General features: G+C 71.5%; 13 protein-coding genes. 7 read left to right on the top strand and 6 right to left on the bottom strand.

What is annotated here, in order from left to right:
- Positions 1-124: 124 nt before the first annotated feature.
- The 3 genes from ACQUQD_RS18020 to ACQUQD_RS18010 all read left to right on the top strand — a co-directional run bounded on the left by ACQUQD_RS18020 (position 125) and on the right by ACQUQD_RS18010 (position 5,106).
- Positions 125-1,864 carry an N-acyl-D-amino-acid deacylase family protein gene (locus tag ACQUQD_RS18020; RefSeq protein WP_428953120.1) on the top strand — a complete coding sequence of 580 codons (1,740 nt, stop codon included), beginning with the start codon at positions 125-127 and terminating at the stop codon, positions 1,862-1,864.
- Positions 1,861-3,321, top strand: a complete 1,461-nt coding sequence (locus tag ACQUQD_RS18015) for an aldehyde dehydrogenase family protein (RefSeq protein ID WP_428953119.1) — start codon at positions 1,861-1,863, stop codon at positions 3,319-3,321. Before ACQUQD_RS18020 ends, ACQUQD_RS18015 begins: the two co-directional genes overlap by 4 nt.
- 228 nt (positions 3,322-3,549) lie before the next feature.
- On the top strand, positions 3,550-5,106 hold the full coding sequence (locus ACQUQD_RS18010) for an APC family permease (RefSeq protein WP_428953118.1): 1,557 nt from the start codon (positions 3,550-3,552) through the stop codon (positions 5,104-5,106).
- Between the two features lie 2 nt (positions 5,107-5,108).
- Here ACQUQD_RS18010 and ACQUQD_RS18005 read toward each other — a convergent pair whose 3' ends face one another.
- From ACQUQD_RS18005 to ACQUQD_RS17995, 3 genes are all read right to left on the bottom strand, one after another.
- Positions 5,109-5,522: a hypothetical protein gene (locus ACQUQD_RS18005; RefSeq protein ID WP_428953117.1), complete on the bottom strand. Its 414-nt coding sequence runs from the start codon at positions 5,520-5,522 to the stop codon at positions 5,109-5,111.
- 37 nt (positions 5,523-5,559) lie between these two features.
- Positions 5,560-7,089 (bottom strand): CehA/McbA family metallohydrolase, encoded by a 1,530-nt coding sequence (locus tag ACQUQD_RS18000; protein ID WP_428953116.1) that lies wholly within the window; start codon positions 7,087-7,089, stop codon positions 5,560-5,562.
- A 97-nt stretch (positions 7,090-7,186) separates the two neighbouring features.
- Complete coding sequence (locus tag ACQUQD_RS17995) at positions 7,187-7,510, bottom strand: hypothetical protein (RefSeq protein WP_428953115.1); 324 nt, start codon at positions 7,508-7,510, stop codon at positions 7,187-7,189.
- Between the two features lie 92 nt (positions 7,511-7,602).
- Between ACQUQD_RS17995 and ACQUQD_RS17990 the strand changes: the two genes are divergently transcribed.
- Positions 7,603-8,436 carry an LLM class F420-dependent oxidoreductase gene (locus tag ACQUQD_RS17990; RefSeq protein ID WP_428953114.1) on the top strand — a complete coding sequence of 278 codons (834 nt, stop codon included), beginning with the start codon at positions 7,603-7,605 and terminating at the stop codon, positions 8,434-8,436.
- Positions 8,437-8,509: 73 nt separating this feature from the next.
- On the top strand, positions 8,510-11,113 hold the full coding sequence (locus tag ACQUQD_RS17985) for a bifunctional FO biosynthesis protein CofGH (protein ID WP_428953113.1): 2,604 nt from the start codon (positions 8,510-8,512) through the stop codon (positions 11,111-11,113).
- Between the two features lie 26 nt (positions 11,114-11,139).
- On the opposite strand, the gene ACQUQD_RS17980 is transcribed toward ACQUQD_RS17985, so the two are convergent.
- Entirely contained in the window at positions 11,140-12,561 is a 1,422-nt protein-coding gene (locus ACQUQD_RS17980) for an FG-GAP and VCBS repeat-containing protein (protein ID WP_428953112.1), read from the bottom strand.
- Between the two features lie 204 nt (positions 12,562-12,765).
- Between ACQUQD_RS17980 and ACQUQD_RS17975 the strand changes: the two genes are divergently transcribed.
- Complete coding sequence (locus ACQUQD_RS17975) at positions 12,766-14,910, top strand: LamG-like jellyroll fold domain-containing protein (protein WP_428953111.1); 2,145 nt, start codon at positions 12,766-12,768, stop codon at positions 14,908-14,910.
- A 48-nt stretch (positions 14,911-14,958) separates the two neighbouring features.
- Here ACQUQD_RS17975 and ACQUQD_RS17970 read toward each other — a convergent pair whose 3' ends face one another.
- Positions 14,959-15,153 (bottom strand): DUF397 domain-containing protein, encoded by a 195-nt coding sequence (locus ACQUQD_RS17970; protein ID WP_428953110.1) that lies wholly within the window; start codon positions 15,151-15,153, stop codon positions 14,959-14,961.
- Positions 15,150-15,971 (bottom strand): helix-turn-helix domain-containing protein, encoded by an 822-nt coding sequence (locus ACQUQD_RS17965; protein ID WP_428953109.1) that lies wholly within the window; start codon positions 15,969-15,971, stop codon positions 15,150-15,152. Before ACQUQD_RS17965 ends, ACQUQD_RS17970 begins: the two co-directional genes overlap by 4 nt.
- Before the next feature lie 117 nt (positions 15,972-16,088).
- On the opposite strand from ACQUQD_RS17965, the gene ACQUQD_RS17960 reads away from it, so the two are divergent.
- Positions 16,089-16,490, top strand: a complete 402-nt coding sequence (locus ACQUQD_RS17960; RefSeq protein ID WP_428953108.1) for an ATP-binding protein — start codon at positions 16,089-16,091, stop codon at positions 16,488-16,490.
- Positions 16,491-16,722: the final 232 nt, after the last annotated feature.

The following is a 16,722-nucleotide window of genomic DNA, read 5'->3' as shown; positions in this document are numbered from 1 at the left end:
TCCTCCCGGACAGGGGAGCCGGGGCCCTGTTCATGTTGCCGTCGCGGGGCTCTGCCCCGGACCCCGCTCCTCGATCGCCGGAGGGGCTTGATCCAGCGGGGCTTGATTCTGGGGGTTCACCTTCATGCTCGATCACCTCATCACGGGCGCCACCGTCGTCGACGGGACCGGTGCCCCCGCCTTCGTCGCCGACGTCGGGATCCGGGACGGCCGGATCGCCGTCGTCGCCGAGGCCGGTGCCGTCACCGAAGAGGCCCGGACCAGCGAGGACGCCTCGGGGCTCGTGCTCGCGCCCGGGTTCGTCGATCCGCACACGCACTACGACGCCCAGCTGTTCTGGGACCCGTACGCGACCCCCTCGCTCAACCACGGGGTGACCACCGTCGCCGGCGGCAACTGCGGCTTCACGCTCGCCCCGCTGAACCCGGAGCGGCCCGAGGACGCCGACTACACGCGGCGGATGATGTCCAAGGTCGAGGGGATGTCGCTGGTCGCGCTGGAGGAAGGGGCGCCCTGGACCTGGAACTCGTTCGCGGAGTACCTCGACGCCCTGGACGGGCGGATCGCCGTCAACGCGGGCTTCATGGTGGGGCACTGCGCGCTGCGCCGGTACGTGATGGGGGCGGACGCCGTCGGCGGGCAGCCGTCGCCGGAGCAACTGGAGGCCATGCTCGGCCTGTTCCACGAAGCCATGGAGGCAGGGGCCTGGGGGCTCTCCACCACCCAGTCGTCCACGCACTCGGACGGGGACGGCGAGCCCGTCGCCTCGCGGCACGCGCAGCCCGCCGAACTCATCGCGCTCAGCAAGGCGGTCGGGGAGCACGAGGGCACCCAGATCGAGGCCATCGTCGCCGGCTGCCTCGACCAGTTCAGCGACGACGAGATCGACCTGTTCGTGGAGATGAGCTCCGCCGCCGGGCGGCCGCTGAACTGGAACGTGCTGACCGTCGACGCCGCCGTGCCCGAGCGGGTGCCCCGGCAGCTCACGGCGAGCGAGCGGGCGCGGAAGGCGGGCGGCCGGATCGTCGCCCTGACGATGCCCATCCTGACGCCGATGAACATGTCGCTCGGCACGTTCTGCGCGCTCAACCTGATCCCCGGCTGGGGCGACGTCCTCGGGCTGCCCGTCGACGAGCGGATCGCGAAGCTGCGGGACCCGGACGTGCGCGCCGAGATGCTGCGCCGCGCCGACAGCAAGGAGGCCGGCGTCTTCCGGCGGCTCGCGAACTTCGGGCGCTACGTCATCGGGGACACCTACTCGGAGGCGAACGAGGGGCTCACCGGCCGCGTCGTGCGGGACATCGCCGCCGAGCGCGGACAGGAGCCCTTCGAGTGCCTCGTCGAGATCTGCGCCAACGACCGGCTGCGCACGGTCCTGTGGCCGATGCCGACCGACAACGACCCGGACTCCTGGGCGCTGCGCGCCGAGACCTGGCAGCACGAGGACGTCATGCTCGGCGGCTCCGACGCGGGCGCCCACCTGGACCGGATGTGCGGGGCGCCGTACACGACGCGGTTCCTCGGCGACTGTCTGCGCGGGCGCGGCCTCATGGGGCTGGAGGCGGCCGTGAAGATGCTGACCGACGACCCCGCCCAGCTGTTCGGGCTGCGTGAGCGGGGGCGGGTCCGCGAGGGCTGGCACGCCGACCTCGTGCTGTTCGACCCGGAGACGATCGACGCCGGGAAGGCCACGCTCGTGCACGACCTGCCGGGCGACAGCCCGCGCCTGGACTCGAAGGCCATCGGCATCGAGGCCGTCTGGGTCAACGGGGTCGAGGCCATCCGCGGCGACGTGGTCAGCGGCGCGGTGCCCGGCAAGGTGCTCCGCTCCGGCCAGGACACACGGACGGTGAGCACCCGGTGAGCGGCTCCCGGAAACTGTTCGTCGGCGGCGAGTGGATCGAGCCGGACGGCGGTCACTACGAGGTCGTCGACCCGGCGAGCGAGGACGTCGTCGGCCTGGCGCCCGAGGCGTCCCGGCAGCAGGTGCACGACGCCGCGCGCGCCGCCCGCGACGCCTTCGAGGGATGGTCGCGGACGACACCGCGGGAGCGCGCCGCGGTCCTCGACCGGGCCGCGGACCTCATGCAGCGGGACTTCGCCGCGAACGCGGAGCTGGCGCAGGCCGAGAGCGGCGCCACCAGCGGCACCGCCCGCGGCATGCAGGTCGCCGTCGGTGTCGCCCGCTTCCGGCGGTACGCCCGGGGGGCCCTGGAGCCCGTGGAGGAAGGGCTGCCGCCGCAGATCAACGAGGCCGGGCCGATGGGCAAGGCGGGTGTGCTGGGCGCGCTGGCCGTCCGCCAGCCCGTCGGGGTCGTCACCTGCATCACCTCGTACAACAACCCCTGGGCCAACCCGGCCGGCAAGGTCGCCCCGGCCCTCGCCATGGGCAACACCGTCGTCGTGAAGCCCGCGCCGCAGGACCCGCTCTCCGTGTACCGGATGGCGGCCGCACTGGAGGAGGCGGGGGCGCCGCCCGGGGTGGTGAACGTCGTCAGCGGGGCCCGCGTCGACGTGGGCGAGGCCGCCGTCGACTCACCGGACGTCGACATGGTCAGCTTCACCGGGTCGACGTCCGTCGGGCAGCGCATCGGCGAGGTGTGCGGGCGGTCCATGAAACGGCAGCTGATGGAGCTGGGCGGGAAGGGCGCCGCCGTCGTCTTCGGCGACGCCGACCTCGACTCGGCCGTGGCGGGGATCGGGACGACGTACGCCTTCTACAGCGGGCAGATCTGCACGGCGCCGACGCGGGTGATCGTGCACCGGTCCGTCCACGACGCGTTCGTCGAGAAGCTCACCGCGTACATCGGCTTCATGAAGGTCGGCGATCCGCGGGCGCAGGGGACCGTCGTCGGACCCGTCATCTCCGCCGCGCACCGCGACCGGGTCGAGTCGTACGTGGAGCTGGGCCGGAAGGAAGGGGCCACCGTCGTCGCGGGCGGCGAGCGGCCGGCGTTCGAGAAGGGGTTCTACGTGGCGCCGACCCTCCTCGCCGACTGCACCAACGACATGCGCGTCGTGCGCGAGGAGATCTTCGGTCCGGTGGTCGCCGTGGTGCCCTTCGACGGGGACGAGGACGAGGCCGTCGCCCTCGCCAACGACTCCGACTACGGGCTCATCGACTACGTGTGGTCCGGCGACGTCGCCCGCGCCTTCCGGGTCGCGCGACGGCTGCGGGCCGGCGGCGTCGGCGTGAACACCGTCGGGCGGAACATGGAGGCGCCGTTCGGCGGGTTCAAGAAGAGCGGGGTGGGCCGGGACGTCGGCTCGTACGCGCTGCACGCGTACAGCGAGCTCCAGTCGATCGTCTGGCCCGGGTGACGAAGTCCACGAAACCTGCACGGGAAAATTTGGAACCAGGTCAAATCGGACCCGGCTGCGATTACCGAATATCGGACGCCGGGCCGATCGCCTTGCAATGCATGGATGTAATCGGCATTCTTCTGGGGAAGTCGAAAGCGGCTGCCCGAATTGCCCATGGATCATTAAGTGGCGAAGTCCTGATGAATCCCGCCAGATGTGGAAACCGCAGGATTTAACGTCCTGTTCATGACTCAGCTGGACGCACGGCCCTCGACGGGGCGGGCCGCAGACACCCCCGACGGGGGAGGCAAGGGCCTGGGCGGGAACTCCGTCGGGCTGCTCGGCAGCGCCGTCATCGGCGTCTCCACGGTCGCGCCCGTCTACTGCCTGACCTCCACGCTCGGCTCCACGGCCGGCGAGGTCGGCCTCCAGATGCCCGCCGTGTTCCTCGCGGGCTTCCTGCCGATGCTGCTCGTCGCCTTCGCGTACCGCGAGCTCAACAAGGTGATGCCGGACTGCGGCACCTCGTTCACCTGGACCGTGAAGGCCTTCGGGCCGCGCGTGGGCTGGATGTGCGGCTGGGGCCTGGTGATCGCCACGATCATCGTGCTGTCGAACCTCGCCGGGGTCGCCACCTCGTACTTCTGGCTGCTCGCCGGGGAGATCACGGGCAGCGACTCCGTCGCCGCGCTCGACGGCAACAAGGCCGTCCACATCGTCACCTGCCTCGTGCTCATCGCGGCGGCCACGGCGATCAGCTACCGCGGCATGACCGCGACGAAGGGCGTGCAGTACACGCTGGTCGGACTCCAGCTGGTGGTGCTCGCCGTCTTCGTCGTGCTGGCCGTGGCCAAGGCGGGCCCGGGGTCCGTGGACTTCCCGACGTCGACGCCGTTCTCCTGGTCGTGGCTGAACCCGTTCGCGGTGCAGTCGTTCGGCGCGTTCACCGCCGGCCTGTCCCTGTCGATCTTCATGTACTGGGGCTGGGACACCTGCCTCACCGCCAACGAGGAGACCATCGGCAGCGACCGGACGCCCGGCCGCGCCGCGCTCATCGCGATGGTCGTGCTGGTCGGCTCGTACCTGGCCACGGGCGTCGCCGCGCAGATGATCGTCGGCTCCGGCGACCAGGGCCTCGGCCTCGCGAACCCGGAGACCTCCGACAACGTGTTCGCCGCGCTCGCCGGCCCGGTCATGGGCCCCACCCTCGGCATCCTGCTGTTCCTCGCGGTCCTCGCCTCGGCCGCCGCCAGCCTCCAGACGACCTTCATCCCGGTCGCCCGCACGGTGCTCGCCATGTCGACGTACGAGGCGCTCCCCGCCTCCTACGCCCGCGTCCACCCGCGCTTCAGGACCCCCGGCCGCGCCACGGTCACCGCGGGCGTCGCCACGGCCGTCTTCTACACGGTCATGACGCTGGTCTCCGAGCACGTCCTCGTCGACACGATCTACGCGCTCGGCCTCATGATCTGCTTCTACTACGCGCTCACGGCGTTCGCCTGCGCCTGGTACTTCCGCGCCGAGCTCACCCGCTCCGTCCGGGACTTCGCCTTCAAGGGGCTGTTCCCGCTGCTCGGCGGGGTCCTCCTGGCGGCCGTCTTCGTCAAGACGCTCGTCGACATGTGGAACCCGGCCTACGGCAGCGGCTCCTCGGTGTTCGGCATCGGCTCGGTGTTCGTGATCGGCGTGGGGCTGCTGCTCGTCGGCGTCGTGATCATGCTGGTGATGGGGCGGCGCAGCCCGGCGTTCTTCCGCGGCGAGGTCCTCGACCGGGACACGGCGGTGCTGGTCGTCGCCGAGTAGCCCTACGCGGGACGCGGCACCACGACGATCTGCACCTCGTCCTCGTAGACCACCCGGCCCGGATCGGCCGAGCGCACCAGATCGCAGTCCACGCCGTGCGCGGCCAGGATCTCCAGATAGCCGGGGACCCGGTCGAGCAGATGCGTGGCCGACGGCTTGAACCAGGCCGCGGCGCCCGGGTTGACCTCCTGGTCGTAGACCGTGGGGTCGACGGTGGAGGGGTCCGTGTACGCGGCGTCGTACCAGTCGTTGCCCGCGCGCCGGAAGGACTCCTGCTCGGCCGTGAGCCGTCCCTCCCGGGCCAGGTTGTTGACCAGCCCGAACAGGCCGGTGAACTGGCCCCGCCCGTTCCGGTGCGGCGACTGGAAGCGGATGTATCCGGTCGCCGTGTCGTCGGCGGGGCCCTGCGTCGTCATGCCTGGTCCTTCTCGCTGCGGGAACGGGGTCGCCAGGCTACGCGCCCGCCCCCAGGAACACCGGATTCGTGAACGCCGCCAGCGCCCCGGGCAGCCCCGGGACCGTCGGCGCGTGCCGGACCTCCGCCCGGACATAGGCCGCGTAGGACGGTGTCGTGCGCCAACTCGCCGAGCCCGCGCCGGAGTCCGGCAGCGCCGGGGACGTGAACAGGGTGCCCTCGTCCGTGACGAGATGGAGCGTGCAGCCGGGGGCGCCCTTGACCTCAAGGGTCACCGTGACCGGGGTGTCGGGGCCGACCGGGAGGCGCTCGCCGATGCCCGCCAGCCCGCCCTTGCCGCCGGCCGCAGAGAAGGAGACCTCGACGTCCTTGGACTCGGCGACGTAGGAGCGGCCCGCCCGGATGCCCGCCTGGATGGCGTCGCGGGACAGGTCGTCGGCCAGCACCACCGTCTGGGGGCCGCCGACACGGTCCGGGTCGCGGTGCGCGTCGCTGTTGCCCATTGCCGGGATCCAGCCCGAGCGGCGGCCCGAACGGGCATAGGAGACGAGGGTGTTGTCCCAGTCGGCCAGCGAGATCTCGTCGTCCGGGGTGTACGGGCCGTTCCACACCTCCACCGCGTCCGCCTCGCCGAAGCCGAACTTCCAGCCGCAGCCGATGCACGTCGCGTGCGGGTGCGCGGGGACGACCAGACCGCCCGCCCGGCGGATCTCCTGCGCGTACTTCGCCCAGCGGTTGTCGCGCGCCCGGTAGCGCCAGTCGATGAACGTGTCGGGCTCGGTGCCCAGCGCCAGTACGTGGCCGTTGCGCGTGGTGACCTCCTCGCCGAGCATCACCAGCAGGTCGTCGCCCGCCACGTCCGCCCAGTGGGCCTGCGCGGAATGGGTGTTGTGGTCGGACGTGTTGATGAAGTCCAGTCCGGCCGCGCGGGCCAGCGCGCCGATCTCGGCCGGGGTGCGCTTCCCGTCCGAGTACCAGCTGTGCAGATGGCAGTCGCCCCGGTACCAGGCGCGGCCCCGGCCGCGGGCCCGGGTGGGCGGGTACGTGCGGGCCGGGGTCTCGCCCGGAGCGCCGTGCGTCAGCGTCACCGTGACCTCGTACGGCAGGCCCTCGGGCGCCACCGTGTACGGGCCGAGCGCGACGTGCCAGGTGCCGGCGCGGACCGGGCCCGGGATGTAGCCGGGCGTCGCGTCGTCCGCGCGCACGAAGAACTCCGTGCGGGCGCCGCCCGACCAGCCGCGGAAGCCCTTGCCGCCGAGCGCCGTGCCGCGCTCGTCGAACAGGCCGATGTCGAGGGCGTTGTTCTGCGTGCCCGCCGGGACCGTCGCCTTCGTGTACGTGTACGCGACGTGGATCTCACGGACCCCGCGCGGCACCTCCACCGGCAGGTACACGAAGTCGGGGGCGCCCGGCGGCAGGGTGCCCTTGAGCGTCCTGCTGGACTGCGAGCCCTCGGCGGCGCTGGCGAAGCTCATGGTGGTGAGCGTAAGCGCGCCCGCGGCCCCGGTCGCGAGCAACGCTCGTCTGCCGATGCCGTGTTCCTGCCCGTGCGTGTCGTCCTTGCACATATCGCGGCTCCCCAGGGTGTCGGGTGTGACAGGTGCGACCCTGGCATTGAGCCGTGAACTTCCCTCCAAGGGAAGGGGAGCGGCGGATTACGGGCGGCTACGACCGGTTCCGCCTGCGGAACAGGCCGGCGACGAGCAGCACGACGATCACGATCACCACGATCAGGATCCAGCCGAGGAACCCGAGCGACCCGCCCTTCTTCTTCCTCTTCTTCCTGCTCTTCGAGACCGTGCCCGACTCCGGGACCTTCTTGGCCGGTTTCGCGGCCGGCCGGTGCGGTGCCACGGGCGCCTGCCGGCCGGTGGCGACGGATGCCGTCGATGCCGCGGCAGGGTGCGCGGACGCCGCCGCCGGTACGCCGCCGAGAAGCAGCGCGCCCAGCAACAGCAGCACGGTCGTGGGACGTGAGCGAACAAGCATGACGAACCCCCCGGTGGCCCCCGTGGTGCACAACCCGGGTGAGCGTAGACGCGGGCATGGACTCCTGGAACCCCCGCAGATAGGAATGCCGCATGCGGATCTCGACCACGATCTTCCTGACCGACGAGACCATCACCCCCGTGCGCCTCGCGCGCGAACTCGAACAGCGCGGCTTCGCGGGCCTCTACCTGCCCGAGCACACCCACATCCCCGCCGAGCGCACCACCCCGTACCCCAACGGCGGGGACCTGCCCCGGGAGTACACCCGCACCCTCGACCCGTTCGTCGCCCTCGGCCAGGCCGCCGCCGTCACCGAACGGATCGCCCTCGGCACCGGCATCACCCTCGTCGTCGAGCACGACCCGATCGCCCTCGCCAAGCAGATCGCCACGCTCGACCACCTCTCCGGCGGCCGCTTCACGCTCGGCGTCGGCTTCGGCTGGAACAAGGAGGAGGCCGCCGACCACGGCGTCGAGTGGCGCACCCGCAGAGAGCTGACCCGGGAGCGGATCGCGCTGATGCGCGCCCTGTGGGCGGCCGAACCGACCGTCCACGAAGGCGAGTTCGGGCAGTCCGTGCGCGCCAGTCTCGCCTTCCCCAAGCCGGTGCGCGACGGCGCGCCCCGCATCCTCGTCGGCGGCGCCGCGGGCCCGAAGCTCTTCGACCACATCTGCGCGTACTCCGACGGCTGGATGCCCATCGGGGGCGGCGGCCTCAGCAGCACCCTGCCCGGACTGCGCACGGCCTGGGCGGCGGCGGGCCGCGACCCGGGCGGCCTCCAGGTCGTGCCGTACGCGGTCCTGCCGACACCCGGCAAGCTCGCGCACTACGCGGACCAGGGCGTCGAGGAGGTCGTGCTGCAACTGCCGCCGGGCGACGAGACGACGGTCCTCAAGGTCCTCGACGACTACGACCAGTACCTATGAGACTCCGGGGGCGATCGGTGCGGGGCGTCCGGGCGCCCTCGAACCGTGCCGGATCCGCTCGTATGCTCGCGTCATGAGTGATCCGGACGCCGTACCCCAGACGCAGGCAGAACGACCCACCGCCAACGCGATGCGCCGCGCGCTCAAACGGGCCGGCAACGGTGTCGCCCTCGACGTCACCGAGGCCGCCGTCCTGCTCCAGGCGCGCGGCGACGACCTGGCGGACCTCACGGCCTCCGCGGCCCGGGTGCGCGACGCGGGCCTAGACGCCGCCGGACGGCCGGGCGTCATCACGTACTCCAAGAGCGTCTTCGTCCCGCTCACCCGGCTGTGCCGCGACAAGTGCCACTACTGCACGTTCGTCACCGTCCCCGGCAAGCTGCGGCGCGCCGGGCACGGGATGTTCATGTCACCGGACGAGGTCCTCGACATCGCGCGCAAGGGCGCCGAACTCGGCTGCAAGGAAGCCCTGATCACCCTCGGCGACAAGCCCGAGGACCGCTGGCCCGAGGCCCGCGAGTGGCTCGACGCGCACGGCTACGACGACACCATCGCCTACGTACGCGCCATATCGATCCGCATCCTGGAGGAGACGGGCCTGCTCCCGCACCTCAACCCCGGGGTGCTGTCCTGGACCGACTTCCAGCGGCTCAAGCCCGTCGCGCCCAGCATGGGCATGATGCTGGAGACCACCGCCGAGCGCCTGTGGTCCGAGCCCGGCATGCCGCACTACGGCTCCCCGGACAAGGAACCGGCCGTGCGGCTGCGGGTCCTTGAGGACGCCGGCCGCTCGTCCGTCCCGTTCACCAGCGGGCTGCTCATCGGGATCGGCGAGACGTACGAGGAGCGCGCCGAGTCGCTGTTCGCGCTGCGCCGCGTCGCCCGCTCGTACCACGGCGTCCAGGAACTCATCATCCAGAACTTCCGCGCCAAGCCGGACACGGCGATGCGCGGCATGCCCGACGCCGAGCTCGACGACCTCGTCGCCACCGTCGCCGTCGCCCGGCACATCATGGGCCCCTCGGGCAATCTCCAGGCCCCGCCGAACCTGGTCGACGGCGAGTACAAGCGCCTCATCGGCGCCGGCATCGACGACTGGGGCGGTGTGTCCCCGGTGACCATCGACCACGTCAACCCCGAGAAGCCCTGGCCGCAGCTGGACGAGCTGGCCGCGCGGTCCCGGGACGCGGGCTTCGAGCTGCGCGAACGGCTGTGTGTGTACCCGGAGTTCGTCACGCGCGGCGAACCCTGGCTCGACCCGCGCCTGCTGCCCCACGTACGCGCCCTCGCCGACCCGGCCACGGGCCTCGCCGTCGCCGACGCGCCCGTCGTGGGCCGCCCCTGGCAGGAGCCCGACGAGGGCTACGTCGCCGCTTCGGGCCGCACCGACCTGCACCGCACCATCGACACCGAGGGCCGCACCGGCGACCGCCGCGAGGACTTCGACGTCGTGTACGGCGACTGGGAGGCACTGCGCGAGCAGGCCGCTCCCGGCATGGTGCCGTCGCGGATCGACGCGGACGTACGGGAGGCGCTGGCGGTCGCGGCCGACGACCCCACCCGGCTCACCGACGACCAGGCCCTGGCGCTGCTGCACGCGGACGGTCCGGCGCTGGACGCCCTCTGCCGGATCGCGGACGATATCCGCACGACGGTGAACGGCGACGACGTCACGTACATCGTCACCAGGAACATCAACTTCACGAACGTCTGCTACACCGGCTGCCGCTTCTGCGCGTTCGCCCAGCGCCGCACCGACGCCGACGCGTACACCCTCTCCCTCGACCAGGTCGCCGACCGCGCCCAGCAGGCCTGGGACGTGGGCGCGGTCGAGGTCTGCATGCAGGGCGGCATCCACCCGGACCTGCCCGGCACCGCGTACTTCGACATCGCGAAGGCGGTGAAGGAGCGGGTGCCCGGCATGCACGTCCACGCCTTCTCCCCGATGGAGGTCGTGAACGGCGCGACCCGCACCGGGATGTCCGTCCGCGAGTGGCTGACCGCCGCCAAGGAGGCGGGCCTCGACTCGATCCCCGGCACGGCCGCCGAGATCCTCGACGACGAGGTCCGCTGGATCCTCACCAAGGGCAAGCTGCCCACGGCGACCTGGATCGAGGTCATCAAGACGGCGCACGAGCTGGGCATCCGGTCGAGCTCGACCATGATGTACGGGCATGTGGACCAGCCCCGCCACTGGCTCGGCCACCTGCGGACCCTCGCCGGGATCCAGCAGGAGACGGGCGGCTTCACGGAGTTCGTGACGCTGCCCTTCATCCACACGAACGCCCCGGTCTACCTGGCGGGCATCGCCCGCCCCGGCCCGACCACCCGCGACAACCGGGCGGTCACGGCGATGGCCCGGATCCTCCTCCACCCGCACATCCCCAACATCCAGACCAGCTGGGTGAAGCTGGGCACGGAGGGCGCCGCCGAGATGCTGCGATCCGGCGCCAACGACCTCGGCGGCACGCTGATGGAGGAGACCATCTCCCGGATGGCGGGCTCCTCGTACGGCTCCTACAAGTCGGTCAAGGACCTGGTGGCCGTCGCGGAGGCGGCGGGCCGCCCGGCGAAACCCCGCACGACGCTGTACGGGGCCGTCCCGGAGGAGCGGGTGCGGGCCGCCGCCGCGTCCGACGGGCACCTGCCGGAGCTGCTGCCGGTGCTCGGGGACTGACCCCGGCTGGGACCGGGGCCGGGGCGTCAGCGTCCCAGGTCCCTGCCCAACTGGGCGTCGCTCTCAGGCACCTTGACCGTGTCGGGCCCGAACGACGTGATGCCCTCGACGGTGAGACCGCCCGTCGCGCCGCGCAGCACCCAGGCGGCGCCCGAGTCCCGGTACGTCCCGTCCTCCAGCGGCGCGGCGGCGGTCAGATCGGCGCGGCCGTCACCGTCGACGTCGGACAGCAGCACCTGCAGCCCGAACGCGTCGCCCTTCTCGCTCGCGCCGGGCACCCCCGCCGTCGACTGGTGGAAGGCCTGCGCCCCGGTGCCGCTCAGTCCGGCCCTGCCGCCCTTGAGGAGGACCACGGCGCCCGCGTCCGCGACCGTCCCGATGGCCTCGCCCGGCACGCCGACGGCGATGTCGGCGTACCCGTCGCCGTTCACGTCACCGGCGGCGATGTCCGTCCCGAACTGGTCGCCGCTCTCGCCGGTGCCCGGCACACCGCTCGTCTCCTGGGTGATCGTCTTCGTCCGCGTGGTGGAGGGCCCGGCCGCGGACCCGTACAGCACCCGCACGATGCCCTTCTCGTAGGCGATGTCCTCGTAGTTGTCGCCGATGTCGTGCACGACGAGGTCGCCGTACCCGTCCCCGTCCACGTCGGCGACAGCCCCCGCGAGGCTGGAGGTGAGGGCGGTGGCGGTGTGGCCGACACCGTCCTTCCCGCCCTTCCAGAACTTGCTGCCGTACGCCGACTCCTCGAAGCCGTGACTGGTCACGATGTCGTCGGCGCCGTCACCCGTGACGTCTCCGACGACGAAGTCGTGCGGCCCGAACGTCTGGCCGGTCACGATGGTGTCGGTGCGCGCGGCGGCCCCGGTCGCCCGGTCGAAGGGCCCGTACGAGACGGTCATCCCGGCGTCGTCGTCGTCCGGGTCGTCGCTGCGCGGGTAGTCGTCGGTGACCAGGTCGCGGTGGCCGTCCCCGTCGAAGTCGCCGACGGAGAAGAGCCCGGAGCCGCCCGGCAGGCCGACACTCCCGGCACCGCTCAGGCCCGTCGCGGACCCCCACAGCACCACGGGGTGCGAGCCGTTCACCGTGCCGACCACGAGATCGGTGAACCCGTCCCCGTCGAGATCACCGGTGGCGACCCGCTCCCCGAAGTACTCCCCGCCGGTCGCCGCCCCCGGCACCCCGGCCGACGCCCGCGTGACCGACAGGGCGTGCGCTACATCGGCCCCGCCCTTGCCCCCGTACACGACCGAGACGGCCCCGGCGGCCTGCTTCCCGCCCACCGTGCTCCCCGGCGCGCCGAGCGCGAGGTCCGCGTACCCGTCGTGGTTGAAGTCGGTGACGGGGGCGCGGGGCGGCACGGGAGCGGCGGCGGCCGACGTGACCGTCAGGGCGGACGTGGCGGTGAGTGCTGCGGTGACGGTCAGGGCGATGACGATGCTGCGGCGCACGGGGGCTCCCGGGTGTCCAGTGGGGGGATCTCAGGCTACGGAGAGGTACACAGGGGAGACGTGTGACGGGGGCGAAGCGTTGTACGGCGCCGCCGGCCGGTTCCGTCCCGCCCGTCTCCGTCGCCGTGTGCTCTCACGTGTCAGTGCCTGCTGTTAACCTCCTGCGACCCGTGTGCAGAGCGGGACGACAGGGGAGGGGCCAACATGCCACGTAGTAAGAGGACTTGGAGCAGACTCAGACGGGCGGCCGTCGTGTGCTCGGCGACAGTGACGGTCGTCGCGGCACCGTCGGCGGCCCTGGCGGCGGACAACCTGCCGCCGCTGCGGCCGCTCGTCCAGGATCTGGGGACCGGGGGGAAGGCGTGTGCGGCGGGGGAGGGGCGGCCGTACGTCTCGGGACCGCCACGACTGACCGCCGTGCTCCACGACCCCGAAGGCGACAACCAGCCCGCCGAGGCCAACCTCGTACAGGGCGAGTTCGAGGCGTGGTGGACGGATGCCGACGGCGCTGAGCAGCGCCGGACCCACACCTCGTACATGTCGCTGTCGGGCAGTTCGCAGTACTGGCAGCTGCCCGACGAGGTGCCGCCGAACATCGTCGTGTCGTGGCGGGTCCGCGCGAACGACGGCAAGGCGGCCTCCGCGTGGAGCTCCGAGGACGGCGGCTCCGTCTGTGAGTTCGTGTACGACGACGAGAGCCCGCAGAAGCCGGTCGTGTCCTCGACGGACTTCCCCGAGGACAGCTGGACCGCGCGCGTCGGGGAGTACGGCACCTTCACGGTGGACTCGGCCTCGGACGACGTCGTCGAGTACCGCTACTCGTACATCGGCGGTCCCTACGCGACCGCGTCGCCGAAGGTGCCCGGTGGGCCGGTCGACATCCGGTACCTGCCGGTGGAGAGGGGCCCGGAGACGCTGAGTGTTCAGGCCGTCGACCGGTCGGGCCGCATCAGCGGCCGCGTGGACCACTCCTTCTTCGTCGTCGCGGGCCGTGCGCCCGTCGCCCACTGGAATCTCGCCGATCCGGCGGGCACGGAGTCGGCCGCCGCCGAGACGGGTCCCGCCGCACGCGCCGGCACCGGCGTGACCTTCGGCGCGGCGGCCCCGGGCGGTACCGGTCTGACCGCCACCGCGAGCCTGGACGGCACGGGACACGGCTTCCTGTCCCCGGGCACGGCCGTGACCGACACGCGGCGGACGTTCGCGGTGGGCGGCTGGGTGCGCCCTGCCGCCACGGACGGGGTGCGGACCGTGGCGAGCCAGGACGCCGACGGGGCCCCGGGCTTCACCCTCGGGCTGCGGCCCGGTGACGGCTCCACGCCGGTGTGGTCCTTCCGGATCGGCGGCGCGCAGGTCTCCGGCGGCACTCCCGAGGCGGGCGAGTGGGCCCATGTCTTCGGCCTCTACGACAGTGAGACGGGGCTCGCCGCGCTGTATGTGAACGGCCACGAGGTCGGTACCCGTCAGAAGGCGACACCGGCCGAGGCCACGGGCGCCTTCCAGATCGGGCGGGCCCGCGGCGCCGCGGGATACCGCGACCGCTGGCAGGGCGAGGTGGGTGACGTACGGGTCCACGACCGTGTGGTCACCCCCGGCGAAGTGGCGGAACTGGGTGCCCGCAAGCCCGAACTGAAGGGGCACTGGTCCCTGGAGGACGCGGACGGCGGGGTGAGCCCCGAACTGTACGGTGGCGCGCCGCTGAAGCTGTCCGGCGGCGCGACGATCCGTCGCACCGAGGAGGACGACTGCCCGGTGAACCCGGACTGCACCCCGGTGACCGACTATCCGCTCGTGGGCGACGGAGATCTGGCTCTGGACGGGACAACCGCGCACGCGGCCACGGACCAGCCCGTCGTGGACACGGGCGACAGCTTCACCATCGGCGTGGTGGTCCGCCTCGCGGACACCGATCCCGACCACCCGATGACAGTGCTCTCCCAGGGCGGCGAGAACACGGACGCGTTCAAGGTGCGCTACGTCCCCACGAGCCACACGTGGCAGTTGATCGTGACCAGCGCCGATGAGGCCGGGGCAGCGGAGACCGTCGTCGGGAAGCAAGCCGTCGCGGACGGCGGTGAGGGCCGGGGCCAACGGCTGGCGGTCGTGTACGACGACGCGACCGACCAGATCAAGCTCTACGTGGACGGCTACACGAACTCCGAGGCGACCGCGTCCTTCCACGGCGCGTGGCACAGCAGCGGTGGGCTGCAAGTGGGACGGGGGCATGTCGACGGCGCCTGGGGCGAGTACCTGCGCGGTGTGGTCGACGAGGTGCACGCCTTCTCCGGAGCGCTGAACGATTCCGACATCGGCCCTCTCGGCTACGGCACCGAACCCTGCCTCTGCTGAGGACGGGTTGAAGGGCGGACGTACCGGTCGTGGTGCGTCCGCCCGGCCTCAGCTGTGGTCGACGAAGGAGACGAAGGCCTTCCAGGAGGCGGCGGGGACGGCGAACCGGCCGTCTTCCGGGCGCTTGGAGTCGCGTACGTGGACGGTGCCGGGGGAGGTGGCGACCTCGACGCAGTCCGAGCCGGCCTCGTTGCTGCTGTAGCTGCTCTTGAACCACTCCAGCGTGGAGTCGGTGCTGATCATGTCTCTCCCAGCAGTTTTTCGATGAACGCGAGGGACTCTCCTGGCCGGAGAGCCTCCGCTCGGATGTTCCCATACTGCATCTCGAGCGACTGCACCTCTTTGGGGGCAGAGAAGAACCGCGTGAAGTGCTGGACTTCCGTATAGCCCAGCGTCGTCCCGTTCCTGAGTTTGAACACTCGAAGGGAACCGCCGAGTCCCGGGTGGTTCTCGGTGTCCGTCGGCATCACCTGAATCGTGATGTTCGCCAACTGGCCTACGCGCAGGAGGTGTTCCAGCTGGCGGCGCTGCACCATCCGTCCGCCTACCGGCCGCTGAAGTGTCACCTCTTCCAGGACGAAGCTCATAACGGGCGAAGGGTGTGCGGCGTCGATGATCTCCCGCCGCGCCATGCGAGCCGTGACCTCTCGCTCGACGATCTCCTCGGTGTACACCGGTCGCCGCATCCGGAAGATCGTCCGCATGTACTCCTCGGTCTGCAGCAGCGCGTGGATGTTGTGCGTGTAGTACGCGCCCATCTCGACGGACTCGGCCTCCACCTTGGCCAGGTCGCGGAGGTTCTTGGGGTACTGGGCCTCTTCGACGTCCTTCCTCATGGCCGTCAAATGGCCACCGGCTCGCAGTAGTTCATCCGCCCGCTCAAGGAATTCGGGCTTGGGGACCCGTCGCCCCCGCTCCAGCGCCGAGATCGTCTCCTCGCTGTACCCGAGTGCCGCGCCCAGTTCCGCCTGGGTCAGCTGGGCGCTCTCCCGCCACAGCTTGATCTGTCGCCCAACCGCCTTGAGCATGGCGATGGACTCGTCGTCGTCGATCGTCGCCACAGGTCCGACACCTCTCGCGCGTACACCCCGGACAGCCCGGCGCGACACCCGGACCATCACGTTCCGTACGGGCGGCACCTCTGTTCAAGAGAAACACGCGTGACCACGCTGAGTGACATGAACGAGAAATTCACCGTGCTGCTGTCGTCCACGCCGCGTGGCGCCCGCCTTGCCCGACTCCTCACAGAGCGCCAACTCGCCGAGTGGAAACAGGAGTCGGCCGAGGCGGAACACGTCGTCGCCGAGCTGGCCGCCAACGCTGTGCGTCATGGCAGAGTCCCCGGCCGTGACTTCCGCCTGACGCTCACCCTCGACGCGGCGCGCACGCTGCGTATCGAAGTCACCGACGCGCGGGCCGACCGGATCCCGCGGATCCGCGTCGCGGACGCAGAAGGGGGACGCGGCCTGATGATCGTCGCGTCGTACGCGAATCGCTGGGGCGTGACCAGCGACGAAGCGACCGCGCCCCACAAGACCGTCTGGGCCGAACTCCACGTCCCGGAACCCGAGTCGGCGTGATCCGGTGATCCGGGACGCTAACCACCAAAGGAACCAGGGAAAGAAAAACCAACCCCCCCTCACCACACCCCGGCGGCAACCCCCAGGGCTGCGTCACCCGTGCGAGTGGCGAACGCCAACTCGGCTGGCGTGCAGGACAGTTCGTGGTGCAACCTCTGCCGCATATGCAAAACGGCCCCCGCCGGGACTGGCATCCCGGACGAGGGCCTGACCACCAAGGAAGAGAGACCTT

The sequence above is a fragment of the Streptomyces sp. cg35 genome (assembly GCF_050410835.1).
Classification (GTDB): domain Bacteria; phylum Actinomycetota; class Actinomycetes; order Streptomycetales; family Streptomycetaceae; genus Streptomyces.
Note: the sequence above shows the minus strand (reverse complement) of the source record. Positions and strands in the feature narration are given on the sequence as shown.

Excerpts from the sequence above, each read along its gene's own strand:
- ACQUQD_RS17990 (WP_428953114.1), top strand. The coding sequence starts at position 7,603 with ATGCGGATCTCGACCACGATCTTCCTGACCGACGAGACCATCACCCCC.
- ACQUQD_RS18000 (WP_428953116.1), bottom strand. The coding sequence starts at position 7,089 with ATGTGCAAGGACGACACGCACGGGCAGGAACACGGCATCGGCAGACGA.
- ACQUQD_RS17970 (WP_428953110.1), bottom strand. The coding sequence starts at position 15,153 with ATGATCAGCACCGACTCCACGCTGGAGTGGTTCAAGAGCAGCTACAGC.
- ACQUQD_RS18010 (WP_428953118.1), top strand. The coding sequence starts at position 3,550 with ATGACTCAGCTGGACGCACGGCCCTCGACGGGGCGGGCCGCAGACACC.
- ACQUQD_RS18020 (WP_428953120.1), top strand. The coding sequence starts at position 125 with ATGCTCGATCACCTCATCACGGGCGCCACCGTCGTCGACGGGACCGGT.
- ACQUQD_RS17975 (WP_428953111.1), top strand. The coding sequence starts at position 12,766 with ATGCCACGTAGTAAGAGGACTTGGAGCAGACTCAGACGGGCGGCCGTC.
- ACQUQD_RS17985 (WP_428953113.1), top strand. The coding sequence starts at position 8,510 with ATGAGTGATCCGGACGCCGTACCCCAGACGCAGGCAGAACGACCCACC.
- ACQUQD_RS17960 (WP_428953108.1), top strand. The coding sequence starts at position 16,089 with ATGAACGAGAAATTCACCGTGCTGCTGTCGTCCACGCCGCGTGGCGCC.
- ACQUQD_RS18005 (WP_428953117.1), bottom strand. The coding sequence starts at position 5,522 with ATGACGACGCAGGGCCCCGCCGACGACACGGCGACCGGATACATCCGC.
- ACQUQD_RS17995 (WP_428953115.1), bottom strand. The coding sequence starts at position 7,510 with ATGCTTGTTCGCTCACGTCCCACGACCGTGCTGCTGTTGCTGGGCGCG.